Source organism: Kosakonia sp. YIM B13588, assembly GCF_042788165.1.
GTDB lineage: Bacteria > Pseudomonadota > Gammaproteobacteria > Enterobacterales > Enterobacteriaceae > Kosakonia > Kosakonia sacchari.
Genome location: NZ_JBHZPO010000005.1, coordinates 229,630 through 255,204 on the forward strand (window position 1 = coordinate 229,630; position 25,575 = coordinate 255,204).

The 25,575-nt window shown below is 53.8% G+C and carries 21 protein-coding genes and 1 other annotated feature; of the genes, 12 read left to right on the forward strand and 9 right to left on the reverse strand.

Features of this window, described 5'->3' with window-relative positions; genetic code table 11:
* Nucleotides 1–14: 14 nt before the first annotated feature.
* The 4 genes from ACFX4U_RS11675 to acrA form a co-directional block, all read right to left on the reverse strand.
* Nucleotides 15–233, reverse strand: coding sequence for an HHA domain-containing protein (locus tag ACFX4U_RS11675; RefSeq protein WP_017459990.1), 219 nt, complete (start codon nt 231–233; stop codon nt 15–17).
* Between the two features lie 23 nt (nt 234–256).
* Entirely contained in the window at nt 257–631 is a 375-nt protein-coding gene (gene tomB / locus ACFX4U_RS11680; RefSeq protein ID WP_017459991.1) for an Hha toxicity modulator TomB, read from the reverse strand.
* A gap of 528 nt (nt 632–1,159) precedes the next feature.
* Nucleotides 1,160–4,309 (reverse strand): multidrug efflux RND transporter permease subunit AcrB, encoded by a 3,150-nt coding sequence (gene acrB / locus ACFX4U_RS11685; RefSeq protein WP_305736915.1) that lies wholly within the window; start codon nt 4,307–4,309, stop codon nt 1,160–1,162.
* A 22-nt stretch (nt 4,310–4,331) separates the two neighbouring features.
* On the reverse strand, nt 4,332–5,525 hold the full coding sequence (gene acrA / locus ACFX4U_RS11690; RefSeq protein ID WP_289889788.1) for a multidrug efflux RND transporter periplasmic adaptor subunit AcrA: 1,194 nt from the start codon (nt 5,523–5,525) through the stop codon (nt 4,332–4,334).
* Nucleotides 5,526–5,667: 142 nt separating this feature from the next.
* Between acrA and acrR the strand changes: the two genes are divergently transcribed.
* Entirely contained in the window at nt 5,668–6,321 is a 654-nt protein-coding gene (gene acrR / locus ACFX4U_RS11695) for a multidrug efflux transporter transcriptional repressor AcrR (protein ID WP_200552945.1), read from the forward strand.
* 127 nt (nt 6,322–6,448) lie between these two features.
* Nucleotides 6,449–9,805, forward strand: a complete 3,357-nt coding sequence (gene mscK, locus ACFX4U_RS11700) for a mechanosensitive channel MscK (RefSeq protein WP_313506456.1) — start codon at nt 6,449–6,451, stop codon at nt 9,803–9,805.
* Between the two features lie 15 nt (nt 9,806–9,820).
* Here the strand turns inward: mscK and rsmS are convergent, their stop codons facing one another.
* Together rsmS and priC are read right to left on the reverse strand one after the other, a co-directional pair.
* Nucleotides 9,821–9,976 (reverse strand): pleiotropic regulatory protein RsmS, encoded by a 156-nt coding sequence (gene rsmS / locus ACFX4U_RS11705; protein WP_200552943.1) that lies wholly within the window; start codon nt 9,974–9,976, stop codon nt 9,821–9,823.
* A 13-nt stretch (nt 9,977–9,989) separates the two neighbouring features.
* The gene (gene priC, locus ACFX4U_RS11710; protein WP_313506457.1) at nt 9,990–10,517 is read right to left on the reverse strand and encodes a primosomal replication protein N''; all 528 of its coding nucleotides are present in this window, start codon (nt 10,515–10,517) and stop codon (nt 9,990–9,992) included.
* 68 nt (nt 10,518–10,585) lie between these two features.
* Between priC and ACFX4U_RS11715 the strand changes: the two genes are divergently transcribed.
* From ACFX4U_RS11715 to ACFX4U_RS11755, 9 genes are all read left to right on the forward strand, one after another.
* Nucleotides 10,586–10,963: a DUF454 family protein gene (locus ACFX4U_RS11715; RefSeq protein WP_313506458.1), complete on the forward strand. Its 378-nt coding sequence runs from the start codon at nt 10,586–10,588 to the stop codon at nt 10,961–10,963.
* A 153-nt stretch (nt 10,964–11,116) separates the two neighbouring features.
* Complete coding sequence (apt, locus tag ACFX4U_RS11720) at nt 11,117–11,668, forward strand: adenine phosphoribosyltransferase (protein ID WP_017459999.1); 552 nt, start codon at nt 11,117–11,119, stop codon at nt 11,666–11,668.
* Between the two features lie 121 nt (nt 11,669–11,789).
* The gene (gene dnaX / locus ACFX4U_RS11725) at nt 11,790–13,727 is read left to right on the forward strand and encodes a DNA polymerase III subunit gamma/tau (protein ID WP_313506459.1); all 1,938 of its coding nucleotides are present in this window, start codon (nt 11,790–11,792) and stop codon (nt 13,725–13,727) included.
* Nucleotides 13,060–13,124: a sequence feature (DnaX frameshifting element), on the forward strand. (Overlaps the previous gene by 65 nt.)
* 81 nt (nt 13,728–13,808) lie before the next feature.
* Nucleotides 13,809–14,138, forward strand: a complete 330-nt coding sequence (locus tag ACFX4U_RS11730; RefSeq protein ID WP_017460001.1) for a YbaB/EbfC family nucleoid-associated protein — start codon at nt 13,809–13,811, stop codon at nt 14,136–14,138.
* Entirely contained in the window at nt 14,138–14,743 is a 606-nt protein-coding gene (recR, locus tag ACFX4U_RS11735) for a recombination mediator RecR (RefSeq protein WP_017460002.1), read from the forward strand. The genes ACFX4U_RS11730 and recR overlap by 1 nt, the downstream gene beginning before the upstream one ends.
* A 108-nt stretch (nt 14,744–14,851) precedes the next feature.
* Nucleotides 14,852–16,726, forward strand: a complete 1,875-nt coding sequence (gene htpG, locus ACFX4U_RS11740) for a molecular chaperone HtpG (protein WP_305736910.1) — start codon at nt 14,852–14,854, stop codon at nt 16,724–16,726.
* A 231-nt stretch (nt 16,727–16,957) separates the two neighbouring features.
* Nucleotides 16,958–17,602 (forward strand): adenylate kinase, encoded by a 645-nt coding sequence (adk, locus tag ACFX4U_RS11745; RefSeq protein ID WP_200552939.1) that lies wholly within the window; start codon nt 16,958–16,960, stop codon nt 17,600–17,602.
* A gap of 124 nt (nt 17,603–17,726) precedes the next feature.
* Entirely contained in the window at nt 17,727–18,689 is a 963-nt protein-coding gene (hemH, locus tag ACFX4U_RS11750; protein WP_305736908.1) for a ferrochelatase, read from the forward strand.
* 63 nt (nt 18,690–18,752) lie between these two features.
* A complete protein-coding gene (locus tag ACFX4U_RS11755; RefSeq protein WP_313506460.1) occupies nt 18,753–20,057 on the forward strand; it encodes an inosine/guanosine kinase in 1,305 nt (434 codons plus the stop codon).
* Nucleotides 20,058–20,134: 77 nt separating this feature from the next.
* Here the strand turns inward: ACFX4U_RS11755 and ybaL are convergent, their stop codons facing one another.
* Together ybaL and ACFX4U_RS11765 are read right to left on the reverse strand one after the other, a co-directional pair.
* Nucleotides 20,135–21,811 (reverse strand): YbaL family putative K(+) efflux transporter, encoded by a 1,677-nt coding sequence (gene ybaL / locus ACFX4U_RS11760; protein ID WP_313506461.1) that lies wholly within the window; start codon nt 21,809–21,811, stop codon nt 20,135–20,137.
* Between the two features lie 229 nt (nt 21,812–22,040).
* Nucleotides 22,041–23,240, reverse strand: a complete 1,200-nt coding sequence (locus ACFX4U_RS11765) for an MFS transporter (protein ID WP_305736905.1) — start codon at nt 23,238–23,240, stop codon at nt 22,041–22,043.
* A 215-nt stretch (nt 23,241–23,455) separates the two neighbouring features.
* Between ACFX4U_RS11765 and ushA the strand changes: the two genes are divergently transcribed.
* Nucleotides 23,456–25,063, forward strand: a complete 1,608-nt coding sequence (ushA, locus tag ACFX4U_RS11770; RefSeq protein ID WP_380218082.1) for a bifunctional UDP-sugar hydrolase/5'-nucleotidase UshA — start codon at nt 23,456–23,458, stop codon at nt 25,061–25,063.
* Nucleotides 25,064–25,078: 15 nt separating this feature from the next.
* On the opposite strand, the gene ybaK is transcribed toward ushA, so the two are convergent.
* The gene (gene ybaK, locus ACFX4U_RS11775) at nt 25,079–25,558 is read right to left on the reverse strand and encodes a Cys-tRNA(Pro)/Cys-tRNA(Cys) deacylase YbaK (RefSeq protein WP_313506463.1); all 480 of its coding nucleotides are present in this window, start codon (nt 25,556–25,558) and stop codon (nt 25,079–25,081) included.
* Nucleotides 25,559–25,575: the final 17 nt, after the last annotated feature.

A 25,575-nucleotide genomic window follows, 5' to 3' on the forward strand; every position in this document is an offset into this window, starting at 1 on the left:
AACATTCAGGAGAATTAGCGCACAAACTTCCACACGGAGGAGGGGATTTTGTCATAAAGCTTATTCATGGTCAGTTCTGCCAGACGATGATCCGCTGCTGAATAAAACACCGCGAGTTCCTCGTCGGGAAGTTCGTATTTATTTTTTTCAATTACACGTTCAAGGGTATCAATTGTCTGACAGCGTCTTAAACGCATCAAATAATCAATTTTTGTTAATGGTTTTTCGGACATACCTTCACCTTAGTGTTGAAAAATTAACAAGAGTGGCTAACAGGATTAGCCTTGCTTACATTGACGAAACTGCGGAACAATTTGTTACCTGTTTTACGCCATTTCTGTAAGTCGTGTGTATTTATGCCATAGCTACTGAACAACATAAACGTATCGTCGAGGTATTCGTCTATCAGTTCAATCAGCTTATTATCTTCATTGTACTTAATTTTATAATTAAGTGCGAAAGTGGCTATGTGTTCTATCAGCTCGTTTAACTGCAAATTGATTGCTGATGTAGGATCGTTAACCCACCCATGATGGCTCTCTTCAAGATTAACGAGGCAATCATGGTACAACGTTTCGCAGAGAAATTTGAGCTGCGCGATATCATGCCTTTTCGGCGAGTATTCGTCCATAACGCATCCCCTTCTGAGTGGTAATTTTTTTACTAACCAAACGCTGTTTCTGGATGGGAAACTTCTGCTCTGACCAGAGACACAGGCTGCTTTATGATGTTGATATAACTATAAGCTAGTCTGAATAGGATTTCATGGTGCCATCATGAAAAATTACAAATAATATGTTTTCCTGTCCAAAATGGACGAAATAGCAATCAATTCAATGGAGATAAAATGTCGCGTTTATGCGATTTAATGTTCGCGCATCCTTACGATTCATTAAGTTAGCGCAGTTGAGATTATTCCTCAAATAGGAATATTTTTATACCAGGATTTTTCTGACTTAATCTGATTGTACCAGCTAATTAAGAGTATTACCTGGCGACCAAATTTTTATCACAAATACACAGTAATTATATGCCTTATATTTGCAGCATAAAATAAACAAATAGACAATAAATGCTTTTAATGGCCGTTTATGGACGGATAAGTTGATGTGAAAAAGGCCGCTACGTGCGGCCTTTTCTAATATAGAGACTGAGAAACTTAGTGGTGCTCAACCTTGTGGCTGTGTTCGATATCTTCGCTGCGGCGGCTAAAGCGGCGGCGGACCACCACAAAGAACACCGGAACGAAGAAGATAGCCAGTACGGTTGCGGTGATCATCCCACCCATTACGCCGGTACCTACAGCGTTCTGTGCGCCGGAACCTGCACCGGAGCTGATAACCAACGGCAGTACCCCGAGGATAAACGCCAGAGACGTCATCAGAATCGGGCGCAAACGCATACGTACTGCTTCGAGCGTCGCTTCTATCAGCCCTTTGCCCTCTTTATCCATCAGATCCTTGGCGAATTCGACGATAAGTATCGCGTTCTTCGCCGACAAGCCAATGGTTGTCAGCAGGCCTACCTGGAAGTACACGTCATTGGTCAGGCCACGGAAAGTCGCCGCCAGCAATGCACCAACAACCCCCAGCGGAACCACCAGCATGACCGAGAACGGAATCGACCAGCTCTCATATAGTGCCGCCAGACAGAGGAAGACCACAATCAGCGAAATGGCGTACAGCGCTGGCGCCTGGTTACCGGAGAGACGTTCCTGATAGGACATCCCCGTCCAGTCATAGCCGATACCGGTAGGCAACTTGCTGGCCAGCTCTTCCATCATGGCCATTGCTTCACCGGTACTTTTACCCGGAGCCGCCTGACCAAGAAGTTCCATTGACGGCAAACCGTTGTAACGTTCCAGACGCGGTGAACCATATTCCCAGTGCGTTGTTGAGAAGGCTGAGAACGGCACCATCTGACCATCGGTCGCACGGACGTACCAGTTACCGATGTCGCTTGGCAGCATGCGGTATTTCGCCTGCGACATCACGTACACTTTCTTCACGCGACCACGGTCGATGAAGTCGTTAACGTAGCTACCACCCCATGCTGCTCCCAGCGTGGTGTTGATATCGCTAATCGATACGCCCAGCGCCTGCGCTTTTTCCTGATCGATATCGATCTTGAATTGCGGTGTATCTTCAAGCCCGTTAGGACGCACGCCGACCAGCAGATCCGGATGCTGCGCGATTTCACCAAACAGCTGGTTACGCGCCTGCGTTAACTTCTCATGGCCGAGGTTAGCCTGGTCGATTAACTGGAAGTCAAAGCCGGTAGCCGTACCCAGCTCGACAATCGCTGGCAGGTTAAAGGCGAAGACCATCGCATCTTTAATCGACGCAAAGTGTCCGCTGGCACGGCCCGCAATCGCAGGAACCTTGTTCGCTTCACCTGGACGTTCATCCCAGTTTTTCAGCGAAACGAATGCCAGACCGGTGTTCTGACCGCGACCGGAGAAGCCGAAACCGTTAACGGTAAAGACGGAGTTAACGTTGTCTTTCTCGTTTTCCAGATAATACTTCGTCACTTCATCCAGCACTTTCTGCGTACGTTCTTGGGTTGCACCCGCAGGCAGCTGAGCCATGGTCAGAAATACACCCTGGTCTTCATCCGGCAGGAACGAACTTGGCAGACGTACAAACAGCACCGCCATGCCCGCAACGATGATGATGTAGAGCAGCAAATAACGACCGGTGCTGCGCAGGATATTGCCCACGCTGTCGGTGTAATGGTGCGTGCTCTTCTCGAACATGCGGTTGAACCAGCCGAAGAAGCCTTTTTTACCTTCGCCGTGATCGCCTTTTGCGACCGGTTTCAGCATCGTGGCGCACAGCGCTGGCGTCAGGATCAACGCCACCAGTACAGAGAGCACCATCGCAGAAACGATAGTGATCGAGAACTGGCGATAGATAGCGCCGGTAGAACCACCAAAGAAGGCCATTGGGATAAATACGGCTGACAGAACCAGTGCAATACCGACCAGCGCGCCCTGAATCTGCTCCATCGAGCGGCGTGTCGCCTCTTTCGGCGGCAAGCCTTCTTCCATCATCACACGCTCGACGTTTTCCACCACCACGATGGCGTCGTCTACGAGTAGACCTATCGCCAGCACCATACCAAACATGGTGAGGGTGTTTATCGAGTAGCCAAACGCGGCGAGTATGGCGAAAGTACCGAGCAGCACCACCGGCACCGCTATGGTTGGGATAAGCGTTGCGCGGAAGTTCTGCAGGAACAGATACATCACCAGGAACACCAGCACGATCGCTTCAACCAGCGTTTTCACCACTTCGTTAATAGAAATCTTAACGAACGGGGTGGTGTCGTACGGGTAAACCACTTTCAGACCGTGAGGGAAGAACGGTTCCAGTTTGGCGATCGTGCCGCGTACTGCCTCGGCGGTATCCAGTGCGTTCGCACCGGTCGCCAGTTTAATCCCCAGACCGGCTGCCGGTTGACCGTTGTAGCGGGCGATAACGTCATAGCTTTCGCCGCCCAGTTCGATCTTCGCGACATCGCGCAGACGAACCTGCGAGCCATCGCTGTTCACTTTCAGCAGGATTTTGCCAAACTCTTCGGTCGAGGTCAGACGGGTCTGCGCGATGATAGAGGCGTTCAACTGCTGCCCTTTCACCGGCGGTGTACCGCCTAACTGACCAGCCGCTACCTGGGCGTTCTGCGCTTTAATAGCCGTAATCACGTCAACCGGCGTCAGCTGGAAGTTATTGAGTTTGTTCGGATCCATCCAGATACGCATCGCGTACTGCGCACCGAACAGCTGAACATCACCCACGCCCGCAGTACGGCTGACCGGATCTTTAATGGTCGCGCCTACATAGTCGGCGATATCTTCCTGCGTCATTGAGCCATCAGTACTGATCATACCGAGAACCATCAGGAAGCTACTGGATGATTTCTCAACGCTAACGCCTTGCTGCTGCACTTCTTGCGGTAACAACGGCATCGCCAGTTGCAGCTTGTTCTGCACCTGAACCTGCGCGATATCCGCATCAGTACCGGAATCGAAGGTGATAGTGATCTGAACCGTACCAGAGGAATCACTGGCAGAGGACATATACAGCAGGTTATCGATACCGTTCATGTTCTGTTCGATAACCTGCGTTACGGTATCCTGCACCGTTTTCGCATCAGCACCTGGGTAGGAAGCCGTGATCTGAATTGCCGGTGGCGCAATCGTCGGATACTGCGCTACCGGCAACTTGAGGATCGAAAGCGCCCCCGCCAGCATGATGATAATCGCGATAACCCACGCAAATATGGGGCGATCGATAAAAAACTTAGCCATGTCTTAACGGCTCCTGTTTAAGTTAAGACTTCGGTTTTTCTGACTGGCCGCCGGCCTGGGCTTGCTCTTTATTGTCAGAAGTCACTTCCTGCGCTTTCACCTGCGCGCCCGGTTTGACTTTTTGTAAACCAGTAATGATCACGCGATCGCCGGTTTTCAGGCCATCCGTTACGAGCCATTTGTCGCCAATGGCCTGAGTCGCAGTGATATTACGGATTTCAACTTTGTCGCCTTCGCCCACAACCATCACTGTTGCATCGCCGCGCGGCGTACGGGCAACGCCTTGTTGCGGAACCAGCATCGCGTTCGGATTTACACCTTCTTCAAGCTTGGCGCGCACAAACATGCCCGGCAGCAGAGTGTGGTCAGGGTTCGGGAACACCGCACGCAGCGTGATAGAACCGGTGGTCTGGTCAACAGTCACGCCAGAGAACTCCAGCGTACCGGCTTGCGAATACTGAATGCCGTCATTGGTGACCAACTGCACTTTCGCTTTGCCGTTTTCCTGTTTCAGAGAACCATTTGCCATCTCTTGTTTCAGGCGCAAGAAGTCGTTGCTCGACTGGGTTACATCAACGTAGATCGGATCAAGCTGCTGCACGGTAGTCAGCGCAGTCGTTTGCCCGCTCTGCACTAACGCGCCTTCCGTCACGGTTGACGTACCGGTGCGGCCGCTAATGGGCGAGGTCACTTTGGTGTAAGCCAGATTGATGCGCGCGCTTTCAACCGCTGCTTTTGCGGCGATAACCGACGCATTAGCCTGCTGTGCATCCGCCTGGGCGGTATCGTAATCCTGTTGGCTGATGTACTTGGTGCCGATCAGTTTTTTATAACGATTCACGGTCATCTGCGCGATATTCGCGGCAGCTTGCGCTTTAGCAAGATCGCCTTTCGCGCTGTCGTAAGCTGCTTGATAAGTTGCCGGATCAATCTGATAGAGCGAGACACCTGCTTCAACGTCACTGCCTTCGGTGAAGTTGCGTTTTAAAATAATGCCGCTAACCTGCGGGCGGACTTCCGCAATGCGGTACGCACTGGTTCGGCCCGGCAGTTCTGTGGTGATTTGCAGAGGTTCAGTTTTGACCGTTACGACGCCAACTTCTGGCATCTGGCCTGCTCCCTGCTGCGCAGGTTTTTCGTCACATCCTGTAAGCGCTAAGCTGCCCGAAAGCATCAGAACGACCGCCAGAGGCGTTAACCCTCTGTTTTTGTTCATAAGTAAACCTCGAGTGTCCGATTTCAAATTGATCAATGGATCAATGGCCCAAAAACCCATTGCTGCGTTTATATTATGGTCGTGCTATGGTACAAACATTCACAAATGTATGTAAATCTGACTCCTGTAAATTCACCAACATATGGCACGAAAAACCAAACAACAGGCGCTGGAGACTCGTCAGCACATTCTTGATGTCGCCATGCGTCTGTTTTCGCAGAATGGCGTTTCTGCAACGTCGCTGGCTGAAATTGCGCAGGCGGCAGGCGTGACTCGCGGCGCGATTTACTGGCACTTCAAAAACAAGTCGGATTTGTTTAGTGAAATATGGGAGCTATCAGAGTCCAGTATTAGCGATCTTGAGACTGAGTATCGGGCAAAATTCCCCGGCGATCCACTCTCTGTATTAAGAGAAATATTGGTTTATATCCTTGAAGCAACAGTTGTTGAAGAACGGCGTCGCTTAATGATGGAGATCATTTTTCACAAATGTGAGTTTGTCGGCGAAATGGCGATTGTGCAAGAAGCGCAGCGGAATTTGTGCCTGGAAAGTTATGATCGAATCGAGCTTACACTTCGCGAATGTATGCAAGCAAAATTGCTGCCGGACAATTTACTGACCCGCCGCGTCGCAGTGCTTATACGCGCCTATGTTTCAGGCATTATGGAAAACTGGCTCTTTGCTCCGCAATCTTTTGATCTCAAAAAAGAAGCGCGTGATTACGTTTCTGTTTTGCTTGAGATGTGTCAGCTCTGCCCGACGCTACGCGCTGAGCAGCACGCGCTTAACGCATAACATTACAAGCCGCCAGGATTTCTCCTGGAGGTTTCTCACTTCGCTAGGTTGTTGCATAACAGCGTGATATTCTTGCGCGCGTGGCTATTCCGGCCGCCTTCCCGAACAGAAAACGATCGCTCAAATTATGTTGCACAACTATCGCACGCGAAACACGTTCGCCGCTTTTGCCGCCGCATTGTTTCTTGTCATTATTTGCCTTGCGAGTAACGTCGCCCGGGCGCAGACAACCAACGATTTGCCTTCCCGCACCGATGTGCAAAGCCAGCTTGACGCGTTGAATAAGCAAAAAGAGCACTCCGCGCAGGACAAATTAGTTATCCAGGATTTAACGGAGACGTTGGACACGCTCGATAAAATTGACCGGGTCAAGCAAGAAACCGCGCTGCTCAAGCAGAAAGTTGCCCAGGCGCCAGACAAACTGCGCCAGGCAACAGATGCGCTCAACGCGCTTAACGATAAAGACAACGACGACGAGACGCGTAAAACGCTGGCCTCGCTCTCCCTGCGCCAACTGGAATCCCGCGTTTCACAACTGCTGGAAGATCTGCAAACCGCGCAAAACGACTTATCCAATTACAACAGCCAACTGGTGTCCTTACAGACTCAGCCGGAGCGTGTGCAGAATTCTATGTACTCCGCTTCGCAGCAGCTGCAGCAAATTCGCAACCGTCTGAACGGCACTGCGGCGGGTGAAGGCGCTCTGCGTCCTTCGCAGCAAAATCTGTTGCAGGCACAGCAGGCATTACTCAATGCGCAGATCGAACAGCTGCGCAAAAGCCTCGAAGGCAATACGGTATTGCAAGATACGTTGCAAAAGCAGCGTGATTACGTTACTGCGAACAGTAACCGCCTTGAACACCAGCTCCAGTTATTGCAGGAAGCGGTAAACAGCAAGCGCCTGACGCTAACCGAAAAAACCGCGCAAGAAGCGGTCACGCCGGACGAAACGGCGCGCATCCAGGCGAACCCGCTGGTAAAACAAGAGCTGGATATTAACCATCAACTGAGCCAGAAATTGATTGCCGCGACAGAGAGCGGTAACGCGCTGGTGCAGCAGAACATCAAGGTGAAAAACTGGCTCGATCGTGCGTTGCAGTCTGAGCGCAATATAAAAGAACAGATTTCCGTATTGAAAGGCAGCTTGCTGTTGTCGCGTATTCTCTACCAGCAACAGCAGACCTTACCGTCGGCGGATGAACTGGAAGATATGACCAACCGCATTGCGGATCTGCGTCTTGAGCAGTTCGACATCAACCAGCAGCGTGATGCCCTGTTCCAGAGCGATAACTTTGTCGCCAAACTGGAAGAGGGGCACCAGGCCGACGTTAACGACGAGGTTCATGACGCGCTGTTGCAAGTAGTAGATATGCGCCGCGAACTGCTCGATCAACTGAACAAGCAGCTTGGTAATCAGCTGATGATGGCCATCAACTTGCAGGTGAATCAGCAGCAATTGATGAGCGTGTCGAAAAGCTTGCAAGAGATCCTGACCCAGCAAATCTTTTGGGTAAACAGTAATAAGCCGATGGACTGGGAGTGGTTCAAATCTTTCCCGAAAGCGTTACGCGACCAGGTTAAAAGCACCAAAATCACCGTTAACTGGGAAAAAGCCTGGCCAGCGGTGGCCATTGCTTTTCTGGCCGGTTTGCCATTATTGCTGATTGCCGGGGTGATTCGCTGGCGTTTGCGCTGGCTGAAAAGCTACCAGGCGAAACTCGCCGCCCAGGTCGGGCAACTGCGTAGCGACAGCCAGTTGCATACGCCGAAAGCGATTTTTATCGATCTGATTCGTGCCTTGCCGGTCTGTTTGCTAATCCTGGCGGTCGGCCTGATCCTGCTAACCATGCAGCTAAACATTAGCGAGCTGCTGTGGGCATTCAGTAAAAAACTGGCGCTGTTCTGGCTGGTATTTGGCCTGTGCTGGAAAGTGCTGGAAAAAGACGGCGTTGCGGTCAGCCACTTTAATATGCCTGCACAGCTCACCAGCCACTGGCGTCGGCAGATTGTTCGTATCAGCCTGGCATTATTGCCGTTGCATTTCTGGTCGGTGGTATCGGAACTCTCTCCGTTGCATCTGATGGACGATGTGATCGGGCAGTTTGTCATTCTGATCAACTTGTTGGTGATCACCGCGCTGGTGTGGCCGATGTTCCGCGAAAGCTGGCGTGATAAAGAGTCGCACAGCATGCGTCTGGTGACAGTTACCGTGCTGGCGATTGTACCCATTGCCTTAATGGTGCTGACGGCGACGGGTTATTTCTACACCACGCTGCGCCTCTCCGGGCGCTGGATTGAAACGGTTTACCTGGTCATTATCTGGAACCTGCTTTACCAGACGGTGCTGCGTGGCTTAAGCGTAGCGGCACGCCGTATTGCGTATCGTCGTGCGCTGGCGCGTCGGCAGAATATGGTGAAAGAGGGCGCGGAAGGGGCTGAACCGCAAGAAGAGCCGACCATTGCGCTGGAGCAGGTCAACCAGCAAACGTTGCGTATCACGATGTTGGTGATGGTGGCGCTGTTTGGCGTGGTGTTCTGGGCGATTTGGTCTGATTTGATCACCGTTTTCGCTTACCTCGACAGTATCACCTTGTGGCATTACAACGGTACTGAAGCCGGCGCGGCGGTGACGAAAAGCGTGACGCTCGGCAGCTTGTTGTTTGCGGTGATTGTCTTTGTGGTGGCATGGGCGCTGATCCGCAACTTACCGGGCTTGCTGGAAGTGCTGATCCTCTCGCGGCTGAATATGCGCCAGGGTTCGTCCTATGCCGTCACCACTATCCTTAACTACATCATCATTGCCGTTGGCGCGTTAACCGTGTTCGGCTCGCTTGGCGTCTCGTGGGATAAACTGCAATGGCTGGCAGCCGCGTTGTCGGTTGGTCTGGGGTTCGGCTTACAGGAAATTTTCGGTAACTTTGTTTCCGGCCTGATTATTCTGTTTGAACGCCCGGTGCGCATAGGTGATACGGTAACCATTGGCACCTTCTCCGGTACGGTCAGTAAAATCCGTATCCGTGCCACCACCATTACCGATTTTGACCGCAAAGAGGTCATTATCCCGAACAAAGCGTTCGTCACTGAACGTCTGATTAACTGGTCATTGTCAGATACCATTACCCGCGTGGTGATCCGCATTGGCGTGGCGTATGGTTCGGATCTCGACAAGGTGAAAAAAGTTCTGCTGAAAGCGGCGATGGAGCATCCAAAAGTGATGCACGATCCCGAACCAGCTGTCTTCTTCACTACTTTTGGCGCCAGCACGCTGGATCATGAGCTGCGTCTGTATGTGCGTGAACTGCGCGATCGCAGCTATACGGTGGATGAGCTCAACCGCACCATCGATAAACTGTGTCGCGACAATGATATTGATATCGCCTTCAATCAGCTGGAAGTGCACCTGCGTAATGATAAAGGTGATGAGCTGACCGAAGTGAAGCGTGAGCTAAAAGGTGACGATCCGACACCGTCGGTCGCGCAATAAACGCGTTCCCCTCTCTTACGGGAGAGGGGCATCCAGTTGTTTGTTTTCAAAATCTTTTTTTACAATTTCCAGCGCCTTCAGCACCAGCTCAGGCGCAATATCATGCTGCTCCAGCAACATAATCAAATCCACCGCCAGCTTGACCTCATCCGGGGCATTTTCCAGTGACATTTTCTCTCCTGGGTTAACGGGTTAAGCGCGTCAGCACGCCTTCGATCTTCTCCAGCGCATGGCGGCAGCGAGCGAGCCTGCCGGCAAACACTTCAACTTCTTTATGCAACTGTTGCTGTTCAACAAGCGTAGTGACCGAGCGCAAACGCTGTTCGCGTTCTTGTTTCATCGCCAGCAGTCGACGCTCATACTCCTGATGTTTCAGACGTCTGCGCTGCCAGCGTGCAATGCCCGGCGAAGCGTGATCCCACTCGCGTAGCGACCAGACGGCGCTTTCGCGCGTCAACGCCGCGATTTGCGCGGTCAAATGCTCCGCCAGCCAGACTACTTGTTCCAGCCGCCCATGCTCAACCGCGTGGCGCAACGCCGCCATATTCGCTGTGCTTTCATCAAGATAAGATTGCATCCGCGTACTGCGGGTTTGAAAAAGATGCCTGTCAAAACGGGCGCTTACCGTGGCGTGTTGCGCCAGCGGTGCGACCTGCTGGCGTAGCGTCGCGAGTTGTTGTTCCAGCCTCTGTAAAAGCACGGCGCTTTTCACGCGTCTTCCCCCTGTAAATCACCCTGACTGTGCTACATTAGCCGCTCATTCTGATAACGATTCGCATTATGCAACGCACTATTTTAATCATCATAGGCTGGTTGGCGGTAGCCCTTGGTACGCTCGGCGTGGTATTGCCGCTGCTCCCGACCACCCCATTTATATTGCTGGTGGCGTGGTGCTTCGCCCGCTCTTCGCCGCGTTTTCATCAGTGGTTGCTCTACCGTTCCTGGTTTGGTGGTTATCTGCGCCACTGGCAGCAGTACCGTGCAATGCCACCGGGCGCGAAGCCGCGCGCGATTGCGGTCATCCTGGTTACGTTCGCCATTTCATTATATTTCGTGAACATGCTATGGGTACGTATTCTGTTGCTGGTCGTTCTGGCCTGTCTGCTTTTCTTTATGTGGCGCATCCCGGTGATTGACGCAAAGCAACAAAAACCATAAAGCGCAGCGAAGGCAGTTGCAATTGTGGCGGACTGCCAGTAAATTCGAGCGTTTTCGAGCACGGGTGCGGCTGATTAAATGTTAATCAGTGGTTACATCAAACCTTCAACGCGCGTCACCGTGAGTAATACCGTTTCTATCAGGCAAAAATCCATGACAGCGACTGCGCAGCAGCTTGAATTTCTTAAAAACAGCATCAAAAGCATTCAGGATTACCCGAAACCGGGCATCCTGTTCCGTGATGTCACCAGTTTGCTGGAAGACCCGAAAGCGTACGCTCTCAGCATTGAACTGCTGGTTGAGCGTTATAAAAACGCCGGGATCACCAAAGTTGTCGGTACCGAAGCGCGCGGCTTCCTGTTTGGCGCGCCGGTCGCACTTGGTCTGGGCGTCGGTTTTGTACCGGTGCGTAAACCGCGTAAACTGCCGCGCGAAACCATCGCCGAAAGCTATGAGCTGGAGTACGGTACCGATCAGTTAGAGATCCACGTTGATGCGATCCAGCCCGGCGATAAAGTGCTGGTGGTGGACGATCTGCTGGCGACTGGCGGCACCATTGAGGCGACGGTAAAACTGATTCGCCGTCTGGGTGGTGAAGTGACCGACGCCGCATTTATCATTAATCTGTTCGACCTTGGCGGCGAACAGCGCCTGCAAAAACAGGGCATTACCAGCTATAGCCTGGTGCCGTTCCCGGGGCATTAATCGCGCTGTGTACGCCAATTACCTCCATTCCTCACGCCTGAGGGATGGAGTGTATTCACAGCATGGCTGTGTTAGCATTATCCCTTCGTAAATCCACCTTCCAGCGTTTCAGAGCCTGCCAATGAGTTATCAGGTCTTAGCCCGAAAATGGCGACCACAAACTTTTGCTGACGTCGTCGGCCAGGAGCATGTGCTGACCGCACTGGCGAACGGCTTATCTTCAGGACGCATCCATCATGCGTATCTGTTTTCTGGCACCCGTGGTGTCGGAAAAACCTCTATTGCCCGCTTGCTGGCGAAGGGGCTTAACTGCGAAACCGGCATTACCGCCACGCCGTGCGGCGTCTGTGATAACTGCCGCGAAATCGAGCAGGGCCGCTTTGTTGATTTAATAGAAATTGACGCCGCGTCGCGCACCAAAGTGGAAGACACGCGCGATCTGCTGGACAACGTACAGTACGCACCGGCGCGCGGGCGTTTCAAAGTTTATCTTATTGATGAAGTGCATATGCTCTCGCGTCACAGCTTTAACGCGCTGTTAAAGACGCTGGAAGAGCCGCCCGAGCATGTCAAATTCCTGCTGGCGACCACCGACCCGCAAAAACTGCCGGTGACCATTCTCTCCCGCTGCCTGCAGTTCCATCTTAAGGCGCTGGATGTCGACCAGATCCGTAACCAGCTCGAACATATTCTCGATGACGAGAAGATTGAGCACGAGCCCCGCGCGCTGCAACTTCTGGCGCGCGCCGCCGACGGCAGCCTGCGTGATGCGTTGAGTCTGACCGATCAGGCGATTGCCAGCGGCAACGGCCAGCTTTCCGCTGAAGTGGTCAGTTCAATGCTCGGCACGCTGAATGACGACCAGGCGCTTTCGCTGGTTGAAGCGGTCGTCGCCGCCAATGGCGAACGTGCAATGTCGCTGGTGAACGATGCGGCCTCGCGCGGCGTCGAGTGGGATGCGTTGCTGCTGGAAATGCAAACGTTACTGCATCGCATCGCGATGGTTCAGCTCACGCCTGCGGCGCTTGGCAGCGATATGGCGCCGGTTGAACACCGTCTGCGCGAACTGGCTCGCACTGTGCCGCCCGCCGATGTGCAGCTCTATTACCAAACGCTGCTGATTGGCCGCAAAGAGCTGCCGTTTGCGCCGGACAGGCGTATGGGCGTCGAGATGACGCTGCTGCGCGCGCTGGCTTTCCACCCGCGTATGCCGCTGGCCGCGCCGGAAGCTCCACAACAATCTTTTGCTCCCGTGGCACCCACGGCGGTAGTCTCGCCGCAGCAGGTTGCTGCCGCACCGCAAATGCCTTCGCAGATGCCACCGCCGCAAGATGCGCCGATGCCCGATGCAACCAGCCAGGTGCTGGCAGCGCGCAGACAACTGCAACGTGCGCAGGGAGCAGACAAAGCAAAAAAGAGTGAACCGGCAGCCGCAACTCGCGCGCGGCCGGTGAGTAACGCCGCGCTGGAACGACTGGCTTCGGTGACCGAGCGTGTGCAATCGCGCCCGGCTCCGTCTGCGCTCGAACAGGCTCCGGCCAAAAAAGAAGCCTACCGCTGGAAAGCGACAACGGTCGTGGAAACGGTAAAAGAAGTTGTCGCTACGCCAAAAGCGTTGAAAAAAGCGCTCGAGCATGAAAAAACGCCAGAGCTGGCGAAAAAACTGGCGGAAGAAGCGATAGAACGCGACGCCTGGGCGAAAGAAGTCAGCCAGCTCAAACTGCCGAAACTGGTCGAGCAGGTTGCGCTGAACGCCTGGAAAGAGCAGGACGGTGAGCGAATATGCCTGCATTTGCGTAGCTCTCAGCGCCATCTAAACTCGCAGGGCGCGTTGAAAACGCTGGGCGAGGCGCTGAGTGAATTACACGGCGCGGCAGTTGAACTGACTATCATTGAAGATGATAATCCGGCAGTGCGTACGCCGCTGGAGTGGCGACAGGCAATCTATGAGGAAAAACTTGCGCAGGCGCGCGAGTCGATCATTGCGGATAACAACATTCAGACGCTGCAACGATTTTTCGATGCGGATCTGGACGAAGAGAGTATTCGCCCCCTTTGACGGGCAGCCGCGGCTACCCGTTTTCAACCCTGAATGTGACTTATCACTCTGGTCAGTCACCACAGCTAAAGAGAGAAGCCTATGTTTGGAAAAGGCGGTCTGGGTAACCTGATGAAGCAGGCCCAGCAGATGCAAGAAAAAATGCAGAAAGTGCAGGAAGAGATCGCGCAGCTGGAAGTGACCGGCGAATCGGGCGCGGGTCTGGTGAAAGTGACCATCAACGGCGCGCATAACTGCCGTCGCGTGGAGATCGATCCGAGCCTGCTGGAAGACGACAAAGAAATGCTGGAAGATCTGGTTGCCGCTGCTTTTAACGATGCCGCTCGCCGCATTGACGAAACGCAGAAAGAGAAAATGGCCTCCGTCTCTTCCGGTATGTCGCTGCCGCCAGGCTTTAAGATGCCGTTCTGATGCAGACCAGCCCGCTGTTAACGCAGCTTATGGAAGCACTGCGCTGCCTGCCGGGCGTTGGCCCGAAGTCGGCGCAGCGTATGGCGTTTACGCTGTTGCAGCGCGATCGCAGCGGCGGCATGCGGCTGGCACAGGCGCTCACTCGGGCGATGTCGGAAATCGGCCACTGCGCCGATTGCCGCACGTTCACCGAGCAGGAAGTCTGCAATATTTGCAGCAACCCGCGACGCCAGGAAAACGGTCAAATCTGTGTGGTGGAAAGCCCGGCAGATATCTACGCCATTGAGCAGACCGGGCAGTTTTCCGGTCGTTACTTTGTGCTGATGGGGCATCTGTCACCGCTCGACGGCATCGGCCCGGACGACATTGGCCTTGACCGGCTGGAACAGCGTCTGGCGTCCGAGAAAATCCAGGAACTGATCCTCGCCACCAACCCGACGGTGGAAGGCGAAGCGACCGCTAACTATATTGCTGAGCTTTGCGCGCAATATGGTGTGGAAGCCAGCCGTATCGCCCACGGCGTGCCGGTGGGCGGCGAACTGGAAATGGTTGACGGGACGACGCTGTCGCACTCGCTGGCCGGCCGCCACAAGATTCGTTTTTAACCAAACGGAGGCAGAAATTTTTGCCTCCGCTTGAAATTTCCCGCCAATATCCCCACTTCTCCCTCAACGCATTTTTACCTTGTAAATGGCATTGTTGAGGTTTTCCCAATGAAAGGACAAGAAACTCGCGGTTTTCAGTCTGAAGTGAAACAGCTTCTGCACTTGATGATCCATTCTCTTTATTCGAACAAAGAAATCTTCCTGCGTGAGCTTATCTCCAACGCCTCGGATGCGGCGGACAAACTGCGTTTTCGCGCGCTGTCCAAACCGGAACTGTACGAAGGCGATGGCGATCTGCACGTGCGCGTCTCCTTTGATAAAGAGAACCGTACGCTGACCATTGCCGATAACGGCATTGGTATGACGCGTGATGAAGTGATCGACCACCTGGGGACGATTGCAAAATCGGGCACCAAGGCATTTCTGGAATCAATGGGTTCCGATCAGGCGAAAGACAGCCAGCTGATTGGTCAGTTCGGCGTCGGTTTCTATTCGGCATTTATCGTCGCCGATAAAGTGACCGTGCGCACCCGCGCGGCGGGTGAAAGCGCTGAAAACGGCGTGTTCTGGGAATCCGAAGGCGCGGGTGAATACACCGTTGCCGATATCACCAAAGCCGATCGCGGCACCGAGATCACTCTGCACCTGCGTGAAGGGGAGGATGATTTCCTCAACGACTGGCGTGTTCGCTCAATCATCAGCAAATATTCCGACCATATCGCCCTGCCGGTAGAGATCGAAAAACAGGAAGAGAAAGACGGCGAAACCGTGGTTTCCTGGGAGAAAATCAACAAAGCGCAGGCGCTGTGGACGCGTAATAAAGCAGAAATCAAAGACGACGAATACAACGAGTTCTACAAACATATCTCCCACGACTTTACCGATCCGCTGATCTGGAGCCACAACCGTGTGGAAGGTAAACAGGAGTACACCAGCCTGCTTTACATTCCGTCGCAGGCCCCGTGGGATATGTGGAACCGCGATCATAAACACGGCCTGAAACTCTACGTTCAACGCGTGTTTATCATGGATGAAGCCGAACAGTTCATGCCGAACTATCTGCGCTTTGTGCGCGGGCTGGTGGATTCTAACGACCTGCCGCTCAATGTTTCGCGTGAAATCCTGCAGGACAGCAGCGTCACACGTAGCCTGCGCACCGCGCTGACCAAACGCGTGCTGCAAATGCTGGAAAAACTGGCGAAAGATGACGCGGAGAAATACCAGACCTTCTGGCAACAGTTTGGCCTGGTGCTGAAAGAGGGCGCGGGCGAAGATCACGCGAACCTGGAAACCATCGCCAAACTGCTGCGCTTTGCCTCCACGCACAACGACTCTTCCGCACAAACTGTGTCGCTGGAAGAGTATGTGTCGCGCATGAAAGAAGGGCAGGAAAAAATCTATTTCATCACCGCCGACAGCTACGCCGCGGCGAAGAGCAGCCCGCATCTGGAGCTGCTGCGTAAGAAAGGCATCGAAGTGCTGCTGCTTTCCGATCGCATTGACGAGTGGATGATGAGCTACCTGACCGAGTTCGACGGCAAGCCGTTTCAGTCAGTTGCCAAAGCCGACGCTTCGCTGGATAAACTGGCAGACGAAGTGGATGAAAGCACAAAAGAAGCTGAAAAAGCGCTGGAGCCGTTCGTTGAGCGCGTGAAATCCCTGCTCGGTGAGCGCGTGAAAGAAGTACGTCTGACTCATCGTCTGACCGATACGCCAGCCGTTGTCGTGACCGATGCCGACGAAATGAGCACCCAGATGGCGAAACTGTTCGCCGCGGCGGGTCAGAATGCGCCGGAAGTGAAATACATTTTCGAGCTCAACCCGGATCACGCTCTGGTGAAACGCGCGGCTGATACACAAGACGAAACCCAGTTTAACGAATGGGTTGAGTTGTTACTGGATCAGGCGCTGTTCGCCGAACGCGGTACGCTGGAAGATCCGAACCAGTTTATTCGCCGGATGAACCAGTTGCTGGTTTCATAAGCAGAAACTTGTCGATCAGGGAGGCCTCAGGCCTCCCTTTTTTATCTCCACACCTCCGCATCCTGGCTCCCCCGATGTTACCGGGCACTTTCCTTTCTGAGTCTCACGCACCTTAAGAAAACGTATCATTAACCGTTTCAGCCGATCCCGCTTCCTTGAGCGCCGGTCGTTCTGGTGTTATCTTTTAGCGCTTTTTGAAAAATTGAACCAACATTTGAGGGGATTTTCGCAATGCGTATTATTCTGCTTGGCGCTCCGGGCGCGGGTAAAGGAACTCAGGCTCAGTTCATCATGGAGAAATACGGTATTCCGCAAATCTCTACCGGTGACATGCTGCGTGCCGCTGTTAAATCTGGCAGCGAACTGGGCAAACAGGCAAAAGACATCATGGACGCGGGCAAGCTGGTCACTGACGAGCTGGTAATCGCGCTGGTGAAAGAGCGTATTGCCCAGGAAGATTGCCGCAACGGTTTCCTGCTGGACGGTTTTCCGCGCACCATTCCGCAAGCGGACGCGATGAAAGAAGCCGGTATCAAGGTTGATTTCGTGCTTGAGTTCGACGTGCCGGACGAGCTGATCGTCGATCGCATTATCGGTCGCCGCGTTCACGCTGCTTCCGGTCGCGTTTACCACATCAAATTCAACCCGCCGAAAGTCGAAGGCAAAGACGACGTGACCGGCGAAGAGCTGACTACGCGTAAAGACGATCAGGAAGAGACCGTGCGTAAACGCCTGGTGGAATACCATCAGATGACCGCGCCGCTGATTGGCTACTACCAGAAAGAAGCGCAGGCGGGTAACACCCAATACGCTAAAGTTGACGGTACCAAAGCCGTTGCTGATGTACGCGCAGAGCTGGAAAAAATCCTCGGCTAATCGCGCCCGCTCACCCGGACTCTCCGGGTGAGAATCTTTCTCATCTTACCTATCACAGCAATGGGTTCCGTTTAACCGCTTTTACGCTACAATTACCAACCATTCAAAAGGTTAAGAGGCGTGAATGAGTCAGGCGAAAACCGGCATCCTGCTTGCCAATCTGGGCACTCCCGATGCCCCGACCCCCGAAGCGGTGAAACGCTATCTGCGGCAATTCTTGAGTGACAGACGCGTGGTCGATACGCCGCGTTTGTTGTGGTGGCCGCTACTTCGCGGTGTGATCCTGCCCATTCGTTCTCCCCGCGTCGCCAAACTCTATCAATCTGTGTGGATGGAAGAGGGCTCGCCGTTAATGGTTTACAGCCGCAGGCAGCAGCGGGCTCTGGCAGCACGCTTGCCGGACGTGCCGGTGGTGCTTGGCATGAGTTACGGTTCGCCATCGCTGGAAAGCGCGGTCGATGAACTGCTGGCACAAGAGGTCGAGCATATTGTGGTGCTGTCGCTCTATCCGCAATACTCCTGTTCTACCGTTGCCGCCGTGTGGGACGAGCTGGCGCGCATTCTGGCGAAAAAGCGCCATATTCCGGGCATCTCCTTTATTCGCGACTACGCCGATAATGCGGATTACATCGCTGCGCTTGCCAACAGCGTGCGTGCCTCGTTTGCGCAGCATGGCGAGCCGGATTTGCTGCTGCTCTCTTATCACGGTATTCCGCAGCGTTATGCGGCAGAAGGGGATGATTACCCGCAGCGCTGCCGCGATACGACGCGCGAGCTGGTGTCCGCGCTCGACTTACCGCCGGAAAAAGTGATGATGACGTTCCAGTCACGCTTTGGCCGCGAGCCGTGGTTGACGCCATACACCGATGAAACGCTGAAGATGCTAGGCGAGAAAGGTGTGAAGCATATTCAGGTGATGTCACCGGGCTTTGCAGCCGACTGCCTGGAAACGCTGGAAGAGATAGCCGTGCAAAACCGCGAATTCTTCCTTGAGGCCGGTGGCGAAAAATATGAGTACATTCCGGCGCTTAATGATTGTCCTGAACATATCGAGATGATGGTCAATCTGACCGCCAAATATCGCTGATCGCAGGGCGGGCTGAGAGTGTGTTAACATTCCCAGCCCGAATGTATAGCGCTTATTACAATCATGAAATTTCCCGGTAAACGTAAATCCAAACACTATTTCCCCGTTAATGCCCGCGACCCGCTGTTACAGCAAATTCAGCCCGAGAGCGAATCCGGTACATGTTGGGTTGTCGGTATCGACCAGACGCTGGTGGATATCGAGGCGAAAGTGGACGATGCGTTTATTACCCGTTACGGCCTCAGTGCAGGTCATTCGCTGGTGATCGCCGACGATGTCGCGGAAGCGCTCTACCAGGAACTGGTCAGTAACGATCTGATCACTCACCAGTTTGCGGGTGGCACCATTGGCAACACCATGCATAACTACTCGGTGCTGGCGGATGACCGCTCGGTGCTGCTTGGCGTCATGTGCGACAACGTGCAAATCGGCAGTTATGCCTACCGCTATCTGTGTAACACCTCCAGCCGTACCGACCTCAACTACCTGCAAGGGGTGGATGGGGCGATTGGGCGCTGTTTCACGCTGATTAGCGACAGCGGTGAGCGTACCTTCGCTATCAGTCCTGGCCATATGAACCAGTTGCGCCCGGAGAGCATCCCGGAAGCGGTGATCGCCGGGGCATCCGCGCTGGTACTCTCCTCTTACCTGGTGCGCTGTAATCCCGGCGAGCCGATGCCGGAAGCCACCATGCAGGCGGTGGCCTACGCTAAAAAGCATAACGTGCCGGTGGTGCTGACGCTGGGCACCAAATATGTGATTGCTGATAACCCGCAGTGGTGGCGCGATTTCCTTAAAGAGAACGTCTCGATTCTGGCGATGAATGAAGAGGAAGGCCACGCGCTTACGGGCGAAAGCGATCCGCTGCTGGCGGCTGATAAAGCGCTGGATTGGGTTGATCTCGTCCTGTGTACCGCAGGCCCAATTGGTCTGTATATGGCCGGTTTCACCGAAGATGAAGCGAAGCGCAAAACGCAGCATCCATTGTTGCCGGGGGCGATTGCCGAATTCAACCAGTACGAGTTCAGCCGTGCGCTGCGCCACAAAGATTGTGAACATCCGCTGCGCATTTACTCGCACATTGCGCCGTACATGGGCGGACCGGAAAAAATTATGAATACCAACGGCGCGGGCGATGGCGCGCTGGCGGCATTGCTGCATGACATTACCGCCAATAACTATCACCGCACCAACGTGCCGAACTCCAGCAAGCACAAATTCAACTGGTTGACGTATTCTTCGCTGGCGCAGGTGTGCAAATATGCCAACCGCGTCAGTTATCAGGTGCTGAACCAGCATTCGCCGCGTTTAACGCGCGGTCTGCCGGAGCGTGAAGACAGCCTCGAAGAGGCGTACTGGGAACGTTAAGATGATTGCCCGACGACGCCGGGCAGACAAGAAGATGAAACAAGGCCGGAGCCGCTTAAGCACCCCGGTCTTTTTTATTAACCCGTTACGGCTTCTTCGACCGGCGGTTTTTCCAGCAATGTCAGCATAGTGTTGGCGATTTCGCGCTCGCCCATGACCACCTGATTCGCGCCACGTTCGGTGATGTAATCCACTTCATCGTCGTAGTGCGCGCGGGCAATAATTTCAATATGCGGGCACTTCTCTCGCGCGGTGGCGACAATCTCCCCGGCTTCATAACCGTTTGGAATGGTCAGCAGCAGCCAGCGGGCGCAATCAAGATGCGCCAGGTTCATGATCTCTTCGTTGGCCGCATTGCCCAGCACTGCGCGAATACCGCGCTCACGCAGTTCATCCACGCGAGTACGTGAAGTTTCAATCACCACCAGCGGAATGCCCTGCGCCATCAGTTTTTCACCCAGCAGGCTGCCGACGCGGCCAAAACCTACCAGCAACGCGTGGTTGCAGATATCCACCGGGATCTGCTTCTCTTCTTCGATGGCCTCTTCCAGCGTTTGCTCTTCCAGCGTCTCGGTTTTATCGAGGTATTTTTCCAGCAGGGTAAACAGCACCGGGTTGAGCATAATCGACAGAATCGCGCCCGCCAGCACCAGATTTTGCCCGGCCTGCGGCAGCAGGTTCAGCGACATGCCGAGGCCCGCCAGAATAAAGGCGAACTCGCCGATCTGCGCAAGGCTTGCGGCAATGGTCAGCGCGGTGCGCGTCGAGTGACCAAACATGCGCACCAGCAGGAATGCGGCGACGGATTTACCAAAGATGATGATCGCCAGCGTAGCGAGCACCGCCAGCGGCTGCTCAATGAGCACCAGCGGATCAAACAGCATACCGACGGAGACAAAGAACAGCACCGCAAACGCGTCGCGCAGCGGCAGCGTATCGTGCGCCGCACGGTGGCTCAACTCGGATTCGTTCAGCACCATCCCGGCGAAGAACGCGCCCAGCGCGAACGAAACATCAAACAGCTCGACTGCGCCGAAGGCGATACCGAGCGCCAGCGCCAGCACGGAGAGCGTAAACAGCTCGCGTGAGCCGGTCGCCGCGCTGCGCGCCATGATCCACGGCACCAGACGGCGGCCAACCAGCATCATGATGGCGATAAAGGCCACCACTTTACCGATGGTGATACCCATATCCACCGCCAGCGATGCCAGCCCGACATTGCCTTTTTCCACCATTCCGGCGACAGCAGGCAGCAACACCAGCGTTAACACCATCACCAGATCTTCCACAATCAGCCAGCCGATGGCGATTTGCCCACGCTGGCTGTCGATAAGCTGCCGCTCCTCAAGCGCACGCAGCAGCACCACGGTACTGGCGGTGGAGAGACAGAGCCCAAAAACGATGCCGGTCATCAGTGACCAATCCAGCATTGCGGAAAGCGCCATACCCAGTAACGTCGCAACAGCAATCTGCGCGATCGCACCGGGAATGGCGATGGACTTTACCGCCATCAGATCCTTCAGTGAGAAATGCAGCCCGACGCCGAACATCAGCAAAATCACGCCCAGCTCCGCAAGCTCCGGTGCGAGTTGGGTATCGGCGACAAAACCCGGTGTAAACGGCCCGGACAACACACCCGCTATCAGGTAGCCCACCAGTGGCGAAATACGCAGTTTATTGGCAAGCATGCCGAGGATAAAAGCGAGCACAAGGCCGCCGACAATGGTGGTGATAAGCGGTGTGGCGTGATGCATTCCGTCTCCTTTCGTTGGTGCGTGGATCCCGCGGTTAAAAACCGACAACTGCGTTACAGTTTATGACAATTTTCGCCACTACGTTTATGAATAATTGTTGAATTATAAAGAAAATGGCGATTTAGCTGAAAAAAGATGGCCAGCGGGGTATCCGTTAAAGAAATCACGCGCCAGGCGCAGGCAGACAAGAGAAAGCAGCGGCCAAAGCACCACTTTGGCCGTGAGGAAATCAGCGTTGCGGGCGGTTATCGGGCAGGAATATGGTTAAAATACCGAGTAATGGCAGGAAAGCACATATTTTATAGACCAACTCAATACTGGTATGATCGGCAACCAGCCCCAACACAGCAGCGCCAAGGCCGCCCATCCCGAAGGCAAAACCAAAAAACAGCCCGGAAACCATGCCAATACGGCCTGGTAACAGCTCCTGCGCATAGACCAGAATGGCTGAAAAGGCGGAGGCGAGTACGAAACCAATAATCACCGTTAAAATCCCGGTCCAGAAGAGCGTTGCGTAGGGTAAAAGCAGGGTAAACGGCGCGACGCCGAGGATAGAGCCCCAAATCACATATTTTCTGCCAATCTTATCGCCCAGTGGCCCGCCAATGACCGTGCCTGCCGCAACCGCAAACAGGAAGATAAACAGATGCATCTGGGCATTTTGCACCGACAAATCAAACTTTTGCATTAAATAAAAGGTGAAATAGCTGCTAATGCTCGCCATATAGAAGTATTTCGAGAAAATCAGGATCAGCAGTACACAAACCGCTAGCACCACTTTATTACGCGGCAGCGGATTGATCACAGAAACGGGTTTTTTACCTTTATTCACCCGGTGCTGTGCAGCGTACCAGCGGCTTACCTGCATCAGCACAATAATCGCCAGCAGGGCAGCCAGCACAAACCAGGCAACATTGCCTTTGCCGTAAGGCGCAATGATCACTGCCGCCAGCAATGGCCCAAGCGAGGCACCAAAGTTGCCGCCGACCTGAAAGATGGATTGCGCCAGTCCGTGACGTCCGCCAGACGCCATGCGCGCCACGCGCGACGATTCCGGGTGGAAAACCGATGACCCCGTTCCTACCAGCGCGGCAGCAATCAGCACGGTGGTAAAACTCCCCGCCAGTGCCAGCAGCACCAGACCGCTTAGGGTGAAACACATACCGATGGGCAGCGACCACGGCATCGGGTGTTTATCGGTCAAATAACCAACCACTGGCTGGAGCAGCGAGGAGGCGACCTGAAAGGTCAGCGTGATAAAGCCAATCTGCACAAACGACAGGGAAAAATCGGCCTGCAACAGCGGATAAATCGCCAGCAGCAGCGACTGAATCATATCGTTGAGCAGATGCGAGAGGCTGATAGCGCCAAGAATACCGAACGAGGTGCGCGCAGCAGGCGATGTCTGCGACGTTTCACTGATTGCCATAAATACCACGTATGTTGTCAGAAGAGGTTAAGGATAAAGCACGGTAATGATTCTCTGATTACCATACCTTTGCTGAAAGTTTGAAGGAAGTTGCGATTCTGAATACATATTTGTCTATTATTTGCAGGCGCTGTAATTTCTCAGTTTATCAATGGGTCAGGGAGGGAAGCATGAGATTGTTAAAGAAGAGCATTACGCTGGGGCTGCTGGCGGCGATGGGCGTTGCCAGCTGGCAGGTACAGGCTTACGAGCAGAATAAGACCTATAACATCACCATTCTGCATACCAACGATCATCACGGTCATTTCTGGCGTAGTGATTACGGCGAATATGGTTTGTCTGCGCAGAAAACGCTGGTTGATGGCATTCGCAAAGAGGTGGCGGCCGAAGGCGGTAGTGTGCTGCTGCTTTCCGGCGGTGATATCAACACCGGGGTGCCGGAATCGGACTTGCAGGATGCTGAACCCGATTTTCGCGGCATGAACCTGATTGGCTACGATGCGATGGCCGTGGGTAACCATGAGTTCGACAACCCGCTTAGCGTACTGCGCCAGCAGGAGAAATGGGCCAAGTTCCCGTTCCTTTCCGCCAACATTTACCAGAAAAGCACCGGCGAGCGCCTGTTTAAGCCGTGGATGATGTTTAATCGCCAGGGGCTGAAAATTGCCGTTATCGGCTTAACTACCGACGACACGGCGAAAATCGGCAACCCGGAGTTTTTCACCGATATCGAATTCCGCAAACCGGCCGACGAAGCGAAGCTGGTGATTTCTGAGCTGAATCAAAACGAAAAACCGGATGTGATTCTGGCGACAACGCATATGGGCCATTACGACAACGGCGAGCACGGCTCGAATGCGCCGGGCGATGTCGAGATGGCACGCAGCCTGCCAAAAGGCGCGCTGGCAATGATTGTGGGTGGTCACTCACAGGATCCGGTCTGCATGGCGTCTGAAAATAAAAAACAGGTCGATTACGTGCCTGGAACCCCGTGTGCGCCGGATCAGCAAAACGGCATCTGGATTGTGCAGGCGCATGAGTGGGGCAAATATGTCGGCCGCGCGGATTTCCAGTTCCGTAACGGCGAGATGAAACTGGTACGTTACCAGTTGATTCCGGTCAACCTGAAGAAGAAAGTCACCTACGACAACGGCAAAAGTGAGCGCGTACTCTACACGCCGGAAATTGCCGAAAACCCGCAGATGCTCTCCCTGTTAACGCCGTTCCAGAACAAAGGTAAAGCGCAGTTAGAGGTGAAAATCGGTAATGCGAATGGTCATCTGGAAGGCGATCGCAGCAAAGTGCGCTTTGTGCAGACCAACCTCGCACATGTGATCCTTGCCGCGCAAATGGCGCGTACCGGCGCGGATCTGGCGGTGATGAGCGGCGGCGGCGTGCGTGACTCTATCGAAGCGGGCGACATCACTTACAAAGACGTGCTGAAAGTGCAGCCGTTCGGTAATACGCTGGTGTACGTCAACCTGACCGGTAAAGAGCTCACAGATTACCTCACCGCAGTGGCGCAGATGAAGCCGGACTCAGGTGCGTATCCACAGTTCGCCAACGTCAGTTTTGTGGCGAAAGGTGGCAAGCTGAATGATCTCAAAATCAAAGGCGAACCGGTCGATCCGGCTAAGAGTTACCGACTGGCGACGCTCAGTTTCAACGCAACCGGCGGTGATGGCTACCCACGCCTGGATGATAAAGCAGGCTATGTGAATACCGGCTTTATTGATGCTGAAGTGCTGAAAGAGTACATCCAGAAAAACTCACCACTGGATGTGAATGCTTACGAACCTAAAGGGGAGGTGAGCTGGCAGTAACCAGCTCCTCATCCGTCAATCGCGGCGGGCGATATCGGCAAATTTCGCGTCCAGCATTTTTGCCAGATCGCTCGCTGCCAGTTCAATATCCAGCCCGCGTTTGCCGCCGGAAACATAAATGGAAGCGAAGTCTTGCGCGGGGGCATCAATCAGCGTCGGCAGATGTTTTTTCTGCCCCAACGGGCTGATACCGCCCACCAGATAGCCAGTGGTGCGCTGGGCGACCAGCGGATCGGCCATATCGACTTTTTTCGCGCCAAGCGCTTTGGCGACTTTTTTCAGATCTAACTGCCCGGCAACCGGCGTGACCGCAACGGCAAGGTGTTTCATATCGCCATTGATCGCCACCAGCAGCGTTTTATAGACCTGATCGGCGTTCAGCCCCAGTTTGCGCACCACTTCATCACCAAAGTTGGTTTCATTGGGATCGTGATCGTAAGTGTGCACCTGAAAGGGAACCTTGTTTTTTTCGAGTAACTTCACGGCGGGTGTCATAATAATCCTTCTTACCA